The organism is Undibacterium sp. Xuan67W (genome assembly GCF_049340165.1).
Classification (GTDB): domain Bacteria; phylum Pseudomonadota; class Gammaproteobacteria; order Burkholderiales; family Burkholderiaceae_D; genus Undibacterium.
Window position 1 is genome coordinate 61,507 of the sequence record NZ_JBMPPN010000002.1, and the last position, 19,149, is coordinate 80,655.

Annotated in this window: 17 protein-coding genes; 16 read left to right on the top strand and 1 reads right to left on the bottom strand. The window is 48.1% G+C overall.

Annotated elements, in window-relative coordinates; all coding sequences use genetic code 11:
* The first annotated feature begins 301 nt into the window (after positions 1-301).
* The 4 genes from ACO0LE_RS02015 to ACO0LE_RS02030 all read left to right on the top strand — a co-directional run bounded on the left by ACO0LE_RS02015 (position 302) and on the right by ACO0LE_RS02030 (position 4,475).
* The gene (locus tag ACO0LE_RS02015) at positions 302-673 is read left to right on the top strand and encodes a hypothetical protein (RefSeq protein ID WP_422958749.1); all 372 of its coding nucleotides are present in this window, start codon (positions 302-304) and stop codon (positions 671-673) included.
* A gap of 76 nt (positions 674-749) precedes the next feature.
* Positions 750-2,180 (top strand): TolC family protein, encoded by a 1,431-nt coding sequence (locus ACO0LE_RS02020; RefSeq protein ID WP_422958750.1) that lies wholly within the window; start codon positions 750-752, stop codon positions 2,178-2,180.
* 27 nt (positions 2,181-2,207) lie between these two features.
* Positions 2,208-3,602 carry a multicopper oxidase family protein gene (locus tag ACO0LE_RS02025; protein ID WP_422958751.1) on the top strand — a complete coding sequence of 465 codons (1,395 nt, stop codon included), beginning with the start codon at positions 2,208-2,210 and terminating at the stop codon, positions 3,600-3,602.
* Between the two features lie 351 nt (positions 3,603-3,953).
* Positions 3,954-4,475 carry a hypothetical protein gene (locus tag ACO0LE_RS02030; RefSeq protein ID WP_422958752.1) on the top strand — a complete coding sequence of 174 codons (522 nt, stop codon included), beginning with the start codon at positions 3,954-3,956 and terminating at the stop codon, positions 4,473-4,475.
* Positions 4,476-4,518: 43 nt separating this feature from the next.
* Here ACO0LE_RS02030 and ACO0LE_RS02035 read toward each other — a convergent pair whose 3' ends face one another.
* Positions 4,519-5,256 carry a hypothetical protein gene (locus tag ACO0LE_RS02035; RefSeq protein WP_422958753.1) on the bottom strand — a complete coding sequence of 246 codons (738 nt, stop codon included), beginning with the start codon at positions 5,254-5,256 and terminating at the stop codon, positions 4,519-4,521.
* A gap of 109 nt (positions 5,257-5,365) precedes the next feature.
* Here ACO0LE_RS02035 and ACO0LE_RS02040 point away from each other — a divergent pair, with 109 nt between their 5' ends.
* From ACO0LE_RS02040 to ACO0LE_RS02095, 12 genes are all read left to right on the top strand, one after another.
* On the top strand, positions 5,366-6,487 hold the full coding sequence (locus tag ACO0LE_RS02040) for an SMP-30/gluconolactonase/LRE family protein (RefSeq protein WP_422958754.1): 1,122 nt from the start codon (positions 5,366-5,368) through the stop codon (positions 6,485-6,487).
* 228 nt (positions 6,488-6,715) lie between these two features.
* The gene (locus tag ACO0LE_RS02045; protein ID WP_422958755.1) at positions 6,716-6,934 is read left to right on the top strand and encodes a hypothetical protein; all 219 of its coding nucleotides are present in this window, start codon (positions 6,716-6,718) and stop codon (positions 6,932-6,934) included.
* Between the two features lie 85 nt (positions 6,935-7,019).
* Positions 7,020-8,705, top strand: coding sequence for a GGDEF domain-containing protein (locus ACO0LE_RS02050; protein WP_422958756.1), 1,686 nt, complete (start codon positions 7,020-7,022; stop codon positions 8,703-8,705).
* Between the two features lie 18 nt (positions 8,706-8,723).
* The gene (locus ACO0LE_RS02055) at positions 8,724-9,521 is read left to right on the top strand and encodes an SAM-dependent methyltransferase (protein ID WP_422958757.1); all 798 of its coding nucleotides are present in this window, start codon (positions 8,724-8,726) and stop codon (positions 9,519-9,521) included.
* 122 nt (positions 9,522-9,643) lie between these two features.
* Positions 9,644-11,269: a diguanylate cyclase domain-containing protein gene (locus ACO0LE_RS02060; RefSeq protein ID WP_422958758.1), complete on the top strand. Its 1,626-nt coding sequence runs from the start codon at positions 9,644-9,646 to the stop codon at positions 11,267-11,269.
* A gap of 22 nt (positions 11,270-11,291) precedes the next feature.
* Entirely contained in the window at positions 11,292-12,839 is a 1,548-nt protein-coding gene (glpD, locus tag ACO0LE_RS02065) for a glycerol-3-phosphate dehydrogenase (protein WP_422958759.1), read from the top strand.
* Positions 12,840-12,854: 15 nt separating this feature from the next.
* Positions 12,855-13,406 (top strand): hypothetical protein, encoded by a 552-nt coding sequence (locus ACO0LE_RS02070; protein WP_422958760.1) that lies wholly within the window; start codon positions 12,855-12,857, stop codon positions 13,404-13,406.
* A gap of 327 nt (positions 13,407-13,733) precedes the next feature.
* Positions 13,734-14,621, top strand: a complete 888-nt coding sequence (locus tag ACO0LE_RS02075) for a DUF1700 domain-containing protein (RefSeq protein WP_422958761.1) — start codon at positions 13,734-13,736, stop codon at positions 14,619-14,621.
* Between the two features lie 28 nt (positions 14,622-14,649).
* Positions 14,650-15,453 carry a head GIN domain-containing protein gene (locus ACO0LE_RS02080; RefSeq protein WP_422958762.1) on the top strand — a complete coding sequence of 268 codons (804 nt, stop codon included), beginning with the start codon at positions 14,650-14,652 and terminating at the stop codon, positions 15,451-15,453.
* A 392-nt stretch (positions 15,454-15,845) separates the two neighbouring features.
* Entirely contained in the window at positions 15,846-16,952 is a 1,107-nt protein-coding gene (locus tag ACO0LE_RS02085; RefSeq protein WP_422958763.1) for a substrate-binding domain-containing protein, read from the top strand.
* Positions 16,953-17,112: 160 nt separating this feature from the next.
* Positions 17,113-18,375: a TIGR03862 family flavoprotein gene (locus ACO0LE_RS02090; RefSeq protein ID WP_422958764.1), complete on the top strand. Its 1,263-nt coding sequence runs from the start codon at positions 17,113-17,115 to the stop codon at positions 18,373-18,375.
* 225 nt (positions 18,376-18,600) lie between these two features.
* Positions 18,601-18,945, top strand: coding sequence for a hypothetical protein (locus ACO0LE_RS02095; protein WP_422958765.1), 345 nt, complete (start codon positions 18,601-18,603; stop codon positions 18,943-18,945).
* The last annotated feature ends 204 nt before the right edge of the window (positions 18,946-19,149 follow it).

The following is a 19,149-nucleotide window of genomic DNA, read 5'->3' on the forward strand; positions in this document are numbered from 1 at the left end:
TATGAAAAAATATATCGCGGTATTTGTGAGTCTCACTTTACTGTCTGCGTTGACAGCTTATGCGCTTGGTATCAAAAAGGATTGCTATAAGCGCTGCATGAAGGAGCTCGATGATAAAGAGAAATGCGAGAGGATTTGCAAGGATGAAACCTAGATGCAGCTTATCGCTCTCAGTAACGTCTTAGGCGAGCTTGATTGTAGTAATTCAGCACGGCTGTGCCTGACTACCTGACTTGTGCTATGTCAACGAGTCTTCATGGGAATTGACCGGCGATGACGGTATTTGCGTTAAAATCCGGTTATGGCGAAATTATTCAAAACAGTTTTTGTGTGCTTGATGATGCTGGCGATTCCTTTTCAGAGCTTCGCCGCGACGTCGATGCTGTTATGTAATAGCCACCATCACCAGGCCAATCATGCCAGCCGTGTCATTGCATCGTCGATGCATCAACATCATGTGGAAGCTGGATCTACCCAAACACAGCATCAACATGCTCATGCGGATCTGGGTAAGTGCAGTACCTGCGCCGATTGCTGCATCGCTGCGGTATTAATGCCAGCGCAGCGCTTGCTGAACGTAGAGCGCCAGCCTGCGAACTATCTTCCCACTGCGTTTCTTTCATATACGGGCTTTATTGCCGACCATCCTCATCCGCCGCCCAGGCTATCCTGACTGTTTATTGTGATCAATATACGCTGAGATTTTTGTAGTCTCCGCGTCCTTCTACACAGTTTGATGTGAGGTTTTCATGTTTCCATTGTTCGCTTACAGGCGAAAATTGGTAGTACCTGTCGCTATCTCATTCGCGACGGTATTGCTCAGTAGCTGTGCGACGTTTTCTTCTGATGGTGGTTTTGAGTTTTTAGAAAAAAATGCCCGTACCCAGCTCGATAAACAAGTGGTCTGGCACAAATCCGATGCTGATCAATCTAGAATCCAGCAATACACAGACGCTCTGTTACTACAGGAATTGTCGGTAGAAACGGCAGTGCAGGTCGCATTGTTGAACAATCCCGGTTTGCAAGCCAGTTTTGATGAGCTCGGTATTGCCGAAGCTGACCTGGTACAGGCGGGTCGTCTGGGAAATCCTGGTTTTAGTTTCTCAAGATTACACCGTGGTGACGAGATTGAAATTGATCGCGGCATTCATTTCAATCTGGTACGTCTGTTGACGATGCAGCAGACACGAAAAATTGAACAGCGGCGTTTTGACGCAACGAGAATGGCAATTCTGCAAGCGATATATTCGCTATCGTCAGAAACGCGAAAAGCTTATTTCAATTTGCTAGCCACGACCGAAACCTTGAGTTATACCGGGCAGGTTAAAGATGCTGCACAGGCCGGTGCCGAGCTGGCACAGCGCATGCAAAAGGCCGGTAATTTTAGTCAGTTAAAGCAAGCAAGAGAGCAAAGCTTTTATGCCGACGCCGAATTGAACAGACAACGTGCTGCGCTAGCGCATAGCCGTGCCAGGGAAAATTTCTACCGGTTACTGGGTCTCGATATGACGAGAATAAGCCTAAAGTTGCCTGAACGCTTGCCAGAGCTACCTGCTGTGCTGGAAACACCAGCAGAGATGCAGCAGGCACTATCACAGAGGCTGGACGTACAGATGGCGCGTTCCAATACCGACGCACTTGCGCACAATTTGGGTTTAAATAAATTCACCCGATTTATCAATGTACTGGAAATCGGTGCCGTCAAAAATAGTACAAGTCAGCAAAGCAATCAGACAGGCTACGAAATCAGTATCGAACTACCTTTATTCGATTGGGGCACTGCCAGAGTGGCTAAAGCGGAGGCGCAATATATGCAGGCGATTCATCGCACTGCGGATGTCGCGTTGGCGGCACGTGCGGAGTTACGTCAGTCATATCAGCAATATCAGGCCAGCTATGCCATTGCGAAACATTATCGCGATGAAGTTTTACCGTTGAAGAAGCGTATTTCAGACGAAAACCTGTTGCGTTATAACGGCATGTTGATCAGCGTCTTCGAGTTATTGTCGGATGCCCGTTCGCAGATCTCCAGTGTCAACGCCTCGATCGAGGCATCAAGGGATTTCTGGTTTGCAGAAGCGGATTGGCAGATGTCAAAGTTAGGGAAATCCAGCGGTAATTCTATGACCACAGGCCAGAACATCGGCAGCGAGTCCGGTGACAAACCGGTCTCACATTAGTGATTAGCGAGCAGATAAGGAATAACTATGACTTCGAGAAGAGATTTTTTTAAAGTAGCGAGTGCAATTACAGCTGCTGCCAGCGCTACTGCTGTCAGTCGCGTAGCGATGGCTGCATTACCTGAAGCGGTCAGTCACCAGAGTGCGGAGTCGATGCCCCCTTTAATGCCGAAGAATGGCAGACCATACAATCCTGTGTTGACTCTGAACGGCTGGACTTTGCCATGGCGTATGAACCAGGGGATTAAAGAATTTCACCTGGTGGCAGAGCCAGTGATACGCGAAATGGCACCGGGTTTTACTGCACATCTTTGGGGCTATAACGGACAGTCGCCGGGACCGACGATTGAAGTGGTCGAAGGTGATCGTGTCAGGATTTTTGTCACTAACAAGTTACCGGAACACACCAGTGTCCACTGGCATGGCCAGCGGTTGCCCAACGGTATGGACGGCGTCACTGGTTTAACTCAGCCTGCGATTCCTCCGGGAAAAACCTTTGTGTACGAATTTATCGCTCGTCGTCCGGGAACCTTTATGTATCATCCGCATGCGGATGAAATGGTACAAATGGCGATGGGAATGATGGGCAGCTGGATTACTCACCCTAAAGAAAAACATGCTTTGATTGATGCAGTCGACAGAGATTTCGTGTTTCTCTTGAATGCCTACGATATCGATCCCGGTAGTTACACACCGAAGGTGACGACCATGACGGAATTTAATCTCTGGACGTGGAATAGCCGGATTTTTCCGGGCATCGACCCGCTGGTCGTTCGTAAAAATGACAAGGTCCGAATCCGAGTTGGTAATCTCAGCATGACGAATCATCCGATCCATATTCATGGACACGAATTTCAGGTCACGGGTACTGACGGTGGCGCGATTCCAAAAACGGCTCGCTGGCCTGAAGTGACAACGGATATTGCAGTTGGACAGATGCGCCAGATAGAGTTTGTCGCCGATGAGGAGGGAGACTGGGCTTTTCATTGCCACAAATCGCATCACACCATGAACGCGATGGGCCACGATGTACCGAATATGATCGGTGTGCCGCATGCTGATCTCGCCGAAAAAATGACGAATCTGATACCCGGCTATATGACGATGGGATCTGAGGGCATGGCCGACATGGCGCAAATGCAGATGCCTTTGCCGCACAATACGGCACCTATGATGGGCGGGGACGGGCCATTCGGTTCTTTGGGTATGGGAGGAATGTTCAGCGTGCTCAAAGTACGTAAAAACCAGGCAGCCGGTGACTACAAAGATCCGGGCTGGTATCAACAGCCAAAAGGATCGCAGGCATACGAGTGGACTGGCCCTTTGCAAGACCCAAAGCGAGAATCGACAAAGTCAACGGACGAAAAAAACGCGGGACAGATTGAGGTGCAGATCAGAAAGCCGGCGCATCACGAGCATTAAGCGTGGAATTTTTATTTCAACACCGGCACACAAATGGTGACGGTGTTACGGCGATGCGCTATTAATTCCTTTGATGCAGTCTTTGACTTAAGTTGTTACGGTTTGATTCCAGCGAAATGGAAAACCGCGGTTGAATGTTGTTGATTCGGCTAAATCTCTGAATTTGCCTTGCAAAGAGATTTAAATAGAGCAAAATGAGGAAAAATCGGCAGTTTTAAGCTCTGATCGGATTTGCGCTGATGAGGTTAGCCGGGCTGATCAAATTACAACTGAACCTATCCGGCAATATTCATCCTCACTTTGCCGTAGATGTTTTTTTATTTAAGGTCCTACACCCCACAGGAGCCAGTGATGATGACCGTGCCCATCATTATCGATTTTGAAGCCTCAGGATTTGGTAAGGGCAGTTATCCTATTGAGGTCGGATTCTCTGGCCGGCATGGTGAGGGGTGGTGTACCTTGATTCGTCCGGAAGACGATTGGGATCATTGGGATACTGATGCTGCGAAAGTGCATCATATTCCCCGTGAAGTCTTAGTTGAGCGGGGTCGCTCAGCAGGCTATGTCGCCGATCAGCTCAATTATTTCTTAAGTGGCTATACGGTCTACACCGACGGTTGGGCGCAGGATTATGTCTGGATGGCGCGCTTGTTTGATGCCGCTGATAAAGTACCGAGATTCAAATTGGCAGACTTGCGCGAAATTATCTCGGATGAGCAGCAGGCACTCTGGCATGCAACCAAAGACCGGGTTCAACAAGAGCTGCATGTAGCGCGTCATCGTGCCAGCAGCGATGCGCGGGTATTGCAATTAACCTGGTTGCGCACTTTTGAATCTAAACTCAGTGCCAGTAATGGTAGCCGCGCACAATAAACGTCAGTTCCGACTAGATAGACAAAGCTAAGCTAAGCAGGTTCTAGCGCTTCACAGCCAGAAGCTTCGCCAATGACAGATTGATCTTCCGCATGGTTTCGGCAGAGACATCCTTGCTGCATACAATATAGCGATTCAATCCAGGCGGCATACCTTTCAAATCGACTTGCAGGGTCTCACGCATGCTATCCTCCTTGTCATGTAAGTATTCCCAATCCTCACGGTCAATAAACATAAACGATGCTCGGTTTGCACCGACCATGCGTGCCATGATCATCGGCGCCGCGCTGCTGCGTACCTGATTATTCTGGCTGGACTTGATCAGGGTATCAATTGCCTCGCCGTAGGACACGCCATCGACAACACCTAATGTTAAGCTGCTATCGGATAGCAACGAGCCCAGTGTTTTATGCGCGGTCACTTGCGCTGCCGCTACCGGGCTAACTAGCAAAGTGTGTGGCGGATCTGTATGAAACACATTGCTGAACTGCACCAGCGTCTCGCGTTCAGGAATCCGATACCAGCCAAATGAACAATAATTCTGTGTGCCGATCGCAAAATTATTCCAGATCCGTTTTGCCGGCTCTTCCGAAAAGCGCACGACAATTTTGGCATCTGCAAATACTTGCTTGGCACGATCCAGCAATATCCCTTTCTCAACTCCGTTTTCGATATATTGATGCGGTGGTTTAATCCGCCAGGCAATCGTCAACGGTTCTGCGTTCGTGATGACAGGGATACTGATGAGTGTCGTCAATATCAGTGTGAGAATTGTGCGCATAGGTAAAAACAAAGAGTCGATTGAAAGCAAGAATGATTGGCAGTGCCGATGACTTACATGCCATCATAGCAATCAATGTCTATCCATGTGGCAAAATTAGGAGAAGGTCATGCTTAAAAAAATACTGATACGCGGCGCGATGATCATTTTCTTCTTGATTCTCGTATTGTTCGTTTATTTGTTAGTAGCACCAGTGCCCATACAACCTGTTGCGTGGCAGGCAGTGCCAAACGCAGGATATACAGGTATTCATGCCGCTAATCACGACCTGAGTGGCTTGCAATTAATTCCTCTTGGAAAAGAGTCTGGCCCAGAGCATATCTTGCCCGGACCTGATGGAAAAATTTATGCTGCGGTGGCATCCGGCGCGATCTTGCGCATGGAGCCAGACGGCACACAGCTGGAGACATGGATCTCAATGGGTGAGCGTGTATTGGGTTTCGCGTTTGATGCACAGGGCCGCATGATCGTTGCCATTCCATCACGCGGCTTACTCATGATTACTCAGGACAAAAAAGTCAGTGAGCTGGTCACACAAGTGAAACAAATCCCGTTGCAGTTTGTGGATGCCGTCGTTGTTGCCCGCAACGGCAAAATTTACTTTACCGATGCGACTCAGCGTTTTGGCGTCAATACATATGGCGGAGTACTGAACGCCAGCATGCTCGATTTTTTAGAACACTCTTGTACTGCACGCGTGCTGGAATATGATCCCGCCACATCAGCCGCCCGCATCATCGCTGACGGCTTCTGCTTTTCTAACGGCATCGCCCTGAGCCATGATGAGCAACATCTGTTCGTCAGTGAAACCGCCGGCTACCGCGTCTGGAAGCTCTCGATACACGCAGATCAACTGCAACTCAAGGACAAGCCAGATCCGCTGCGAGCGTCGGTACTGCTCGATAATTTGCCGGGCTTCCCTGACAACCTGATGCGTGGAACAGACGGAAAACTCTGGGTTGGCATCGTCAAACCACGCAGCGTCGATTTTGACAAAATGTCGCCCAAGCCGTGGTTGCGCTCGCTCACCCTGCGCTTGCCGCGCGCAATGTGGAAGGTCCCCAAGGATTATGGACACGTGGTTGCCTTTGATGAGACTGGCAAAGTACTCAAGGATATGCAAGATCCTCCGGGCGTTTACCCAGAAACCTCTGGCGTCACCGAGACGGCTGGCCGTCTGTATATTCAGAGCCTGCGTGCCAATAGTCTGGCTTGGATTGCCAAAAAATGAGGCAGATGCGCAACAGGATTGCCAAACCGGAGCGCAATACCGTCGTTATATCAGACATGCTTTTCACCCTTACTATCGAGCTAAATTACTGTATCGGGGGCAGGAGCATAGGTATTTAAGATGACACAAAGCAAAACTTGCTAAAAATACTTGGCTTGACTGCATCAAAAAGCTATAAAATTCCCAGGTTGTAACAAATTCACCCCTCCACAACTGAAGCGAGTAATTATGTCTAAATTATTGGATTACCTGAATACTCTGGATAAAGATGCAGCGGCGCGTGAGGCGCATGCAAACGACCCGAAAGGTGCAATGGATCAGTTTGGCTTATCTGACGAAGAGCAAAGTGCCTTTATGTCCGGCGACAAAACAAAATTGGCGCAACATCTTGGCATCGGTGAAGATGACCTTCCATCTATACAAGTTACTGAAACTAGTTATGAGTAAATATTTTTTGCGATAGAAAAATTATCTGTTATTTAACGTGAGATTAATAATCTCAATCATATTTGTCATGGGGTATTTTTTACCCATGACATCTTTTTCCGGTGAATTTACATCGGTTGATAGCTTGTTGCAGCAAGTTTCAGACAATCTAAAAACATCACCAAATAAAGCTGAAGAGGCGCTTGCACAATTAGAATCACAAGTAAAGAGTTTTGATCATAAACAAAGCGACCGGTATCATATTTTACGTGCATCGTTCTTAGGTTTTCGAGGGCGACATAAAGAAAGGGTTTTATTGGCTGAATCTTACATAGCTCAAGTCAAAGATCCTGAAATTAAAGTTAGATTTCTCTATCAATTGTCCGATGGTTATACAAATCTTGGCCAATATGAACAAGCGTTAGACGCAATGAATCAAAGCATCTTGCTCTTACCGAAACTGGTAAAGTTAAATGCAAAGATAGACACGCTGCAGACAGCAATAACTTTACTTAACTCTTTACATGCCTACGATGAATCTATGGTTTATGCAGACCGTATGTACTCTCTTGAGGCAGAAGAAAATAACTTTTTCCCAAAGTGTATTGCGCTTGCTGATCGTATCGACATTAATTTTTTACGTGGAAAAAGAGACAACGCTTTAGCGCTGGTAAAAGAGACCGAGGATTTGTGCGGAGCCAATGATCGTAAGATTATTGTTTTGATCGTAAAGGCATTAGTGACTCTTGATTCTATTAAAGTGTCCCAATATTCCAAAGGTTTGGATATGGCGATACCACTTTTAATAGAATTTAAAAAAATAAATGATAGTTCTGATTACGTCATTCACCTAAACGATGCGGTAGCGAAAATATATTTGAAGTTAGAGAATTATTCACAAGCTGAACGATATGGGTTTATAGCTTTTGAGACGGCAAAAAATCAAAATATTGTTCAATTATTAGAACGTTCTGCAGAGACAATGGCAGCTATCAAACGTGCACAAGGACAATTCTCCAGTGCACTCGAATACTACGACACAAGCCTCGCGCTGAAAGATAAAATTCTCGATGATCAGTTGCATAAAAATATTGCTTATCAGCGCGTCAAATACGATAGTCAGGACAAAGCAAATCAACTGAGTTTGCTGGAACAAAAAAATAAAACTCTGGCAATTGCTCGTGAACTGGAAAAACGGAATAACCAAAATTTGATCTTGCTGGTGACCTTGATCTCCGTGATTTTGTTGATCCTGACCGCATGGCTGATCCGTACTTGGCAACAAAAGAATCAATTCCGCCAGACGGCACAGATTGATGGCCTGACCCAGATTAGTAACCGCGCTCATTTTATTGAAAGTGGAACCCAGGCGATGCAGTCTAATCACGCAGCAGTCAGTGTGATTCTGTTTGATATGGATTTTTTTAAACGTATCAACGACAGTTTTGGTCATGCGGTTGGTGACTGGGTGTTGCGTACTGTGGCTGAAAAAATTAAAGCTTTACTTGGGAAAAAAGATCTATTCGGTCGCCTCGGTGGCGAGGAGTTTGTTATCTGTGCCCCAGGTGCAAGTGAAGAAGAGACTATCGCGCTGGCGGATCGCTGCCGTGTTGCAATTATGGAGATCGATACCAACCCAAGTGGTTATCGCTTCCCGATTTCCGCGAGCTTCGGTGTTGCCACTCGAGTAGCGCACGGCACTACCAGTTTTGAGGATATGTTGGCAGCCGCTGATAAGGCGTTATACGTATCGAAATCCGACGGACGCAATCGCGTCTCGATTTGTCAATAATTTACACTAAAGCAATCAATGCAAAATTCAAAAAAAGGAAAGCTGGTCTGCGTCGGCACAGGTATGCGCATGGCCGGGCAATTAACACCGATAGCCCAGAGTTATGTTGAAACTTGTGATGTGGTTGTTGCTGCGGTACCAAATATTTTTGCGCGTAAATGGTTGCAAGGCATTGCGAAGGAATACGTGTGCCTGTTGGGTTATTACTCTGACTGTGATGAGGAGGGTAAAGACCGTCGAGATACCTATCGTCGTATGGCAGACACGATTCTGGCTGAGTTGCGGGCAGGTAAAAATGTGTGTGCCGCATTTTATGGGCATCCTGGGATTTTTGCCTGTATCTCGCATATGGCGATTGCGGATGCGCGGGCTGAGGGATTCAGTGCCCATATGGAACCGGGTATTTCTGCCGAGGATTGTCTGGTTGCCGATATTGGTATTGATCCGGCCAAAACGGGAATGCAATCGATGGAGACCACGCAATTCATGATCTATGAGCGTTGTCTTGATCCAACCGCCTTGTTGATCCTGTGGCAACCGGGTATTGCCGGCGATTTGAGCCTGAAGCGTTTTGATACCAGTACCCAGCGTTTGCAGTTATTGGTAGACAAGCTAGCACGAGACTATCCGCTTGATCACGAAGTGATTTTGTATGAGGCCGCCACGCATCCACTGGAACAAACTCGTATCGATCGGTTGTGCCTTGGTGACTTGCCACATGCAAATGTAAAACCTATTACGACACTGGTTATCCCGCCAGCCAGGGCAATGAAAATTGATCAGGCAATGATGGATCTGTTGAACGCAGCAGCTTAAGTTTGCTGAATCGTCAGACTGTCGGTGACGTGTAAAAATATAAAAGCTGCAATTTTTTATCAAGAATGGCTTACTATGTTAGCGATAGTAAGCCTTTTTTGCTGACAAACTGGAGTGACATTTTGTCGAATCGATTTGATTTGCCTGCCACTGATCTTGATCATGCCATGTCTGTGTTAAGTCAGCAGACAGATGCTATGGTTGAAAGTCAACCTGCTAAGTCAATCATGGTGTTACTCGAGGCGATCAGGCGAACAGATCGCTACACCGATCCCAAATTACTGGGCGATCTCTACTGTAAGCTTGGTAATTGCCGCCTCATGCTCAATGATCCTCTGGGCATACGTGACTTTGAATCCGCTCTCGAATTCGCCGATCGCAGCGATAGTATGTCGTTGAAAGCAGATGTATTTCACGGTTTAGCCAGAACCTTTGTCATCTTCGGCGATACCCACAGCGCGTTGCAGTACGGTGAGAAAGCACTGGCGATAGGTCGTGAAGTCGATAGCCCTAAAAAATTCGCCCAGATACTTATCACGTTGGGTTTGATCTTCACCTACACACAACAGTTTGAGCGTGGTGCGCAGATGTATGCAGAGGCGCTTGATTTATGTGAATCGAACAATGACCAGGGTGGTCTGGCGCGCGTTAAAAATAATTGGGCGGACAATCTTGTCATTTATTTTGAAACCCTGAGAGAAGACAAGGCATTGCCGCCGCTTGGCATGCTCGATGAGGCAATCCGGTTAGGGCGTGAGTCGCTTGAGCACGCACAGACAAGTTCGCTGTTGCGAACGCAGTTACTGGCGACTGAGACGTTGGCGCATGCGCTGGAAGAACGGGGATTTTATAGCATCGCCCTTGATGAGTTGGGGGCAGGGCTGGTACGCGCATCCGGTCATGGTTTTGCGAAAGAAGAACTTGATATCAAAGTTCGTATTGGCGCTTTGCTACTCCACATGGGGCAGATTGCAGACTCAATTCAATGCATGCTGGAAGCGCGTGAATCTGCGCTGCACATCGGCAATTACCCGTTTATGGGCGATTTGTTGAAAATTTTGTCCACGGCTTATGAGGCTAATCAGCAGTTTGATGCATCTCTGAAGGTCTACAAAGAATTCCATAGCGTTACCCTCAAATCGCGCGATCAGCGCGCCCAGATCAGTGCACAGATTTTTGCCGCAAAAATGGATCTGGAACGGGCGCAAAAAGAGGCGAGCGTTCATAAAACGCGAGTGGATCAGTTGGAGGATTTCAATCGTACGTTGCGTGTGCAGGTGCATGAAGATACCTTAACGGGTTTGCCGAATCGTCGAGCCCTTGAAGAGAAAATGTTGCAACGTCTGACTGGCCGAGCGAGCAATGTCGCCTTTGTCATGTGCGATATTGATCATTTTAAAAAGGTTAATGACGGGTTTTCACATCTGGTCGGTGATGATGTTTTACGTGAGATCGGACATTTGATACAGTCCTGTCTGCGCTCTGGCGATCTTGCAGCCCGTATCGGCGGTGAGGAGTTTGCCCTGGTATTGGACAGGACAGCTCAATCGGTGGAAGCCTGTGAACGTATTCGTAAAACGATTGAATCGTTTGACTGGTCCCGTGTTGCAGGAGGCTTGCATATCACCATGAGTTTTGGCGTTACTCACGTTCAAAGCGGTGACGACCTGAAAGCCATGATGACCCGCGCTGACTCTGCTCTATACCGCGCTAAACATAATGGTCGCAATCGGGTAGAGAAGGCGTAACTTGTCATCTGTCATGAATCCTTTGTCCAGTCCTCCCACGATAATCGAGTATGACGTTTTGGTCGTCGGCGGAGGTATCAATGGTGCTGGGATCGCAAGGGATGCTGCCGGACGTGGACTGTCAGTGGTGCTGTGCGAGAAAGATGACCTTGCCTCACATACCTCATCGGCTTCCTCTAAATTAATTCACGGCGGTCTGCGCTACCTCGAGTATTACGAATTCGGACTGGTCAGAAAATCGCTGATTGAGCGCGAAGTTTTATTGCGGTCTGCTCCCCACATTATTACGCCATTACGCTTCGTCATGCCCCATATGAAAGGCCTGAGACCCGCATGGATGTTGCGGGTTGGGTTATTTTTATATGATTATCTGGCACCTCGCGAATTGCTCCCGTCATCATTCGCCATCAAACTTCATCAGCATCTTGCCGGAGTCCCGCTACAGCAACATCTGGTCCGGGGATTTGAGTATTCCGACGGCTGGGTCGATGATGCCCGCCTTGTCGTATTGAATGCGATGGATGCGGCAGAGCGTGGTGCGACGGTCCTTACGCGCACAGTTTGTTTGTCTGCAAAGCGAGACAACGGTCTATGGCTGGCCGAATTACGTGGTGACGACGGCCGGCTGACGACGATACGTGCGAAGAGTCTGGTCAATGCGAGCGGCTCCTGGGCGGCACAATTTCAGCAGATGGTCGCTCCCGATCAGGCAGGTAAAACCTTACGTCTGATCAAGGGCAGTCATATCGTCGTCAAACGCTTGTTCGAGCATCCATATGCCTATATTTTTCAGCATCCCGATGGCCGGATTGTGTTTGCGATTCCTTATCAGAACGACTTTACGCTGATCGGTACCACCGATATTGATTATCACGGCGATATCAATCAGGTTGCGATTGAGCCGGACGAAACTCAGTATTTGTGTGAGCTGAGCAGTTTGTATTTTCAGCAGAGCATTCAGCCTGAGGATGTGCTGTGGTCTTATGCGGGCGTGCGTCCGCTGGTGGATGATGGCAGTGTAGATGCCAAAGCGATTACGCGCGATTATCGTCTGGAATTATCCAATACTGACGCGCCCATGCTGACGGTGTTCGGCGGCAAGATAACGACGTTTCGCAAACTCGCAGAAGAGGCCGTCGACATGCTGATGCCTGTCATCGCGAGCGACAAGCCGCATCCGTCTGCGTGGACGGCCGGTGCATGCTTGCCAGGCGGCGATATTTTTACCAGCCGGCCAGACAACCGCGCAGTCCTCGAATTTGATCACTTCATTCATCAACTCGTTGACGAATATCCCTGGCTTCCTCCCGCGCTATTGCACCGATATGCCCGCGCTTACGGCACACGTATCCGCAAGCTGCTGGTGGGCCGACAGTCTCTGGCCGCCATGGGACAGCAGATTGTTGAAGGCTTATATGAGGCCGAAGCCGAGTATTTGCTGAACTACGAGTGGGCATGTACGGCACAAGATATATTGTGGCGCCGTACTAAGCTTGGTTTGCATAATCCGGCGGAGGCCAGCGCTGTAGTAGATGCCTGGATTGCAAGACGCAATGCTGCCCGTCGCTAGCTTGTGTACGGGTAGTTGTTTGATCTACATGTAAAAATAGCTGCTAATTACTTTTATGACGGCAATTATCGGGGGGCATTTGATTTGAAGTATTTTGTATTTTCTTTTGAACATAAGACATTTGTTCGTTCGTGCTTATTTGCATTTCCAGTTGCTTTTTTTCCCTCCCTTACTTTTGTTTATGTAACAAATGAATTACTGAAGTTGACCGTTCCTGGCTGGCAGTTGCCTCCGGATCCAAATCCAAATGTATCGATTTTTATGGCGATGATTTTAGGCCCAATTATTGAGACCTTCGTTCTTGCGGTAGGGATTTCGTTACTATCTCAAATCACTGTGGATAAAAATCGTATTGCGCTTTTATCTTCGGTAGCGTGGGGGGGATTGCATGCATTGGCAGTTCCATTTTGGTTTGTTGGGACTTTTTGGTCATTTTTTGTCTTTTCGTCCATGTATTTAAAATGGAAAGAAAAGTCATTTTGGTATGGTTTCGCATGTGCTGCGATAGTGCATAGTCTAGTTAATTTGGGGGCCATACTTTTGGGGCGCGCTGGTATTAGATTATGACAAAAATATTGTTTGCACATTCTTTTAACCATGAAATCTCAACACGGACATATATTTATACTTCTGGTGATGTGGCTTACGGAAGGATTGCAAGAATTAATACTGCCCGTCGCCAGCATCTGTAGGACTATCATCGCTGGCTTAGCCTACTAAGAGCGCTCGAACGCACTCATTCTGTCGCTGATCCCTGCCATCTGTTCCCCCATTTCTGCGCACTGTCGCATCCTGCTGGTCTTGCCTCTGGCATTTGCTTAAAGTCACCCTACGCAATCCAATTTGCCTCAATTCGATGAGGTATTCATCACAAAGTGATTAGGGAGATAAGACATGAACAAAGCCGATTATATGAATTCACTGAAGCAAGCCCTTGAGGGTTTGCCTGCCATCGTGATTGAAGAAACGATGTGGGATTACGAAGCGAAATTCGTCAACGCGATGATGGGCGGACGCACCGAGGAACAAGTTGCGGCCAGCTTGCCAAGTCCTCAGTTGGTTGCAGCACAGAAGCGCAGCAAACAGCGTCTGGATGCATTTAAACAGCAAGCCAGTCCATCCAATCTCGCTGCCCTGTTTGTATCTCTGATCGGCGTGATGGTGTTTAACTTCTTCATGATTATTCCGGCGATGGTCTACGCCAGCATGTTATTCACCGCATTTGTTGCTTCAATGGTTTTTTATGTTGCGGGTATCGTGATTACCGCAGGCAGCTTGTCGGGCGTGGAACATTTCAAAGTCAATATGCCTTCGCATCGCTATGAAGTCATGGTGGACGATGGCGACGACGTACGCATTCATTCTCGCTCGAATGATGGATTCAAGGTTGATATTTCGTCCTCCGGCATCGTAGTTGAAGGACAGGAAAAAATACAAGAGAAAGCACAAGAAAAAGTACAAGGAAAAAATCTGGAAAAAACTCCTGCTAGCGCAACATCCGCCTCAGCATCAGCAACTACCGCCGGTAAGCCTGTCGCCATCGCCGTGCTCGGCGGCGCTGAGGTGGCGTCCGCCAGTGTGTCGACAGTTGCGCCTGGTCGTGTCGAAGTCAACGTAGAAAATAAATTACGCCACTATAACGCTATTCAGGGCATAGGTATTTTGCTGAGTGGCATCGTTCTACTCTTACTGAGTTTGCTGATGACCCGATATACCTTCGTTGGTTTTAAAAACTACCTGCAATGGAATATATCTTTGCTTCGTATTCCAGCGAATGCTTGATTGAATTAATCCTTAAAGGAGAATCATCATGAAAAAATTAGTTAAAACCGCGGTAGGAATGTTGTTGATGGCCATCGTCCTGATTGCCATCAGCACGGCGGTAATGCGGGCCCATGCAGGAACTCCCGCTGCCAGCTCCAGCGCCTCTGTGTCAAGTGAAGTGCGTACCATCGATGGCAGTGTCGTCAATATCGTCATGAATGGCCCTATTGATCTGGTACTCAGACAGGCGGCCATACCGGAACTGATGGTGCGTGGCGAACCCTCGATGCTGTCACGTGTGACCACCCGGATCGAAGGCAATACCTTATACATCGGTACCCGCGGCATGTTCGTTATGATCCGTCAGCCGTTGCAGGTAGAGATGGCCTTGCCTGCACTGGAAAAATTGCAGATGCAGGGGAGCGGTGATGCAAGTGTGAAGGGTTTTCGCGGGAAAAAAGTCGATGTCTCCATTCGCGGTTCCGGTGACTTGCAGTTTGATAGTGATTTCCAGGACGTACTGGCCAGCATTGTCGGCAGCGGTGATATGAAGATGGCTCTGGCTGCCTGCGAGAATGTGGACATCAGCGTGATGGGTTCCGGCGATGTCATGGTCAAGGGGCAAACCAAAGTGTTGCGTGCAAAATTAAGCGGCTCAGGTAATCTGGATGCGGCTGGCTTGAAAAGCAACCAGGCTAGCATCAGTCTCAGCGGTTCATCCGATGCCAAAATCACGGCAACGCAAGAAGTCAAAGGTCAGCTGAGTGGTAGCGGTGACGTCAGAGTGTACGGCAACCCGGCAAAACGCCAACTGACAAAATCAGGATCTGGCGATATTTACTGGCAGTAAATAAGCAATAAACAAGCAGTAAACAAGCAATAAAAATGGAAAAATAAAGCGGACAACCGCAGACTGTGCCGCCGCCGGGTCAGGCATGTCCTTACATCAGAATATTCACCAAATCAGTGAGTGTCAGCAGGAAAATTGTGTCGCGCTGCAACCACTGATTTTGGTATTTATCATGGGAAATGTTGCTTTTCACCAAATATAATGTAGTAATGCTTCAGTAAAATGAAATAAAATTCAATGGCCGCTGCTTGGTAGTGAAACTCTATTTACTTGGGACAATTTTCTGCAATAATCGTCCCGCATTTGTAAAAAAAGTTTCATTCGTGGTGCGGATGTCTCAAAAAATAAAAAGACATGCCGGTTTTTCCTCTTAACTTGACCGACCCAGAATCATGACTGCTATCCAAAGTAAGTGCCTGACCGTGTTGCTTGTTGCTTTTTGTCTGATTACCGATGCTGTAGCGCAGGAAAATCCCATGCAGTTCCTGAGCCGTGCGAATGCGAAAGTAGCGAAAGCTGCCGCATTGAAGACACGTTGGGAAGGTCCGGTTGACGGCCCTAAATTATTGAAAAAGAAAAAAATCGTATTCATTGCCTCCGATCTCAGCGATCCGAGTATTGCCGGACTGTTTAGCGGCGTGAAAGAAGCGATCAACGGTGCTGGCTGGGAAATTCTGTACATCGATTGTCGTGGCCGCTGCAATCAGGGCGCCGCAATCGTGAGTCAAGCACTGGATATGTCGCCGAACGGTATTATTCTCGCCGGTGTTGACGCAGCAAGTCAGGCAAAGGGTTTAGTTGCCGCGTCGAATGCTAAAGTCCCTGTCGTTGGCTGGCATGCTTCTGTTAAGAGCGGACCGACTGATGGCTTGTTCACGAATATCACATCGAATCCAAAAGAAGCTGCGCAGATCGCCGCATTGTACGGTGTCGTGGAATCCAACAGCAAAGCTGGCATTGTGGTCTTTTCAGATACCTCAAATCCTTATTCTGTCGAAAAATCAAAGGCAATTATTGAAGTTATCAAACAATGCGAAAGCTGCCGTTTGTTAAGCGTAGAGGATGTTCCGGTGGCAGAAGCCGGCGCCAAAATGCAGCATGTAGTCGAGAACCTGACCAAGAAATTTGGCGCCAAATGGACTCATGCGATCGGTGTGAACGATATGTATTTTGATTTGATGGAGCGCCCTGCGATTGCTGCACTGATCGCGACGAATAAGGTATCGGGCTTGTCAGCAGGCGATGGATCCAGCGGCGCTTTCAAGCGTATTCGTGCCAGTTCATTACAAATCGGTACTGTGCCTGAGCCGCTGTTTATGCATGGCTGGCAATTGGTTGATGAGCTTAATCGTGCCTTCTCAGATGTTGCTCCCAGCGGTTATATCACACCGGTGCATCTGGTGACTGCGCAAAATATTGCTTATGACGGCGGGCCGAAAAACGTATTTGATCCGAGTAATGATTATCGCAGCCAGTATCAGAGAATCTGGGCAAAATAAACGACTCGAATGTGGTTGAGGGCATGAGTTAAAGCGCTAGTAGAATGATGAGAGAAGGGCGATCAGGCAGCTGATTGCCCTTTTTGCTTTTTACGTAAAAGTGTCACCAACAAGTTGGCAGATTATTCCTGAAACGATGAAATAGAATTACAATTCGCGCATGAAGAATGATGAAGAAAATACGCGATCTGCATCGCCAGGTGCTATCGTAATTGGCGGTGGACCAGCCGGTTTAATGGCTGCTGAAACCATGGCAGCTGCCGGTATTCAGGTGGATGTCTATGACGCGATGCCATCGGTCGGACGCAAATTTTTATTGGCCGGAAAAGGTGGCATGAATCTCACCCACTCAGAACCAGCCGATGCTTTTCATGCACGTTATCGTGAACATCAGACGGATCTGACTGCGATGCTCGCAGAATTTGGTGCGCAGGAATTGCGGGCTTGGGCAGATGGTTTAGGTATTGCGACTTTTGTCGGTAGTTCCGGGCGTGTATTCCCCGTGGATATGAAAGCTGCGCCTCTCTTACGCGCTTGGCTGCACCGCTTGCGGCAAGCCGGTGTGCGGTTTCATATGCGTCATCGCTGGCTGGGCTGGCACGGTAATGATTATCTGTTTGCGACGCCCGACGGTGAGCAAATCGTCCCCGCTGATACCGTAGTGCTAGCAATGGGCGGCGGCAGTTGGGCGCGTCTGGGATCCGACGGAGCCTGGGTTGCGCCTCTGCAGCAACGTGGTATTGCGGTTGCACCTCTGGCGCCATCAAATTGCGGTTTTGATGTCGCGTGGTCGGACTACTTCCGGCACCGATTTGCAGGTCAGGCGCTGATGACGGTTGCCGTGCAGTTCGGGCAGGACGATGGCACTTCGTTAGTACGTCAGGGACAGTTTGTCGTTACTGACGGCGGTGTAGAAGGTAGCTTGATTTATGCGCTGTCGGCCTTGATACGCAACCGGATTGCGAGCCAGGGCAAAGCGCTGCTGCATCTCGATCTGGCACCGGGTAAAAGTACCGAGCGTATTTTGCAAGAAGTCACGCATCCACGCGGGTCCCGCTCGATTTCAAGCCACCTACAGTCGAAAGTTGGGCTTGATGCATTGAAAATAGGTTTGTTACGCGAGTGCTTGGCGATGGATCAATATCAGCAACCAGCTCTACTGGCCGCCGCGATCAAAGCACTGCCGTTAGTGTTAAATGCAGCACGACCGATTGATGAGGCGATTAGCAGTGCTGGAGGCGTCCGATTTGAGGCGCTTAACGAGCAAATGATGTTGAATGAGTTACCAGGACTTTTCTGTGCTGGTGAAATGTTGGATTGGGAGGCGCCCACTGGTGGTTATTTACTAACCGCTTGTTTTGCGACGGGTAGACGAGCAGGCGCGGGAGCGGCAGCCTGGTTAAAGAAAAAGCCAATTGCATAAATTAAGTATCATTCAATCGCACTAATTTTTACTAACTTACGTTTTTCAAAACGAAGAATTTACTTGCTGGCAAGTTAAGCTGAACCTTAAATAGTCATGATTCAATCATCTTGCATTGCGGAAATTTGGTACAATCCGCACACCGTAATTCGCTGCAGATTAATCGCATGATTAATTCTGGTTCTGGTTTTTTTGCACATCTAGTTTGATATCTGTGTTTGTGGTATGAGTGACTCTCGTTCTAATCCCCGATCTAAAGTTTCCTGGCGTGCTGCAGTTCAGCTCGCGCCCGGCAATATTGTTGCGGCTAAAATTCTGGATTTCACGATGGCAGGTATACAACTGCAATGCGCTCATGTTCTGAAGGAAGGACAGACGTATCAGATCATGATGGAAGTACCATCGAAGCGCGATGCTTCGCAACGTACGCAGGTCGTCTGCAAGGCGACGGTTCGCTATAATATTTTAAGCGGTAACGAATATCGCTCCGGTATGAAATATTTTGACTTTGCACCGGAACACCTGTTGCTCCTGCAAAGCTGGGCCGGTGCTCCGGTCACCATGGAATAAGTGCATCAGCGTATCAACGCATTAGTGCAGCTTTTCAAGATTATCCCAGAACCCTTCCCTCACTCCTGAGCATGGCACTGCATGCTGTGTTATAAACATACTCTTCCGTTTCTGCCGGAGTTTTTCAATACGATTTAAGATGATGAGCAAAATTCGCCATCAGCACTCCGTAGTAGCTGTACACCCGTCTACCTGTGGTGCGTC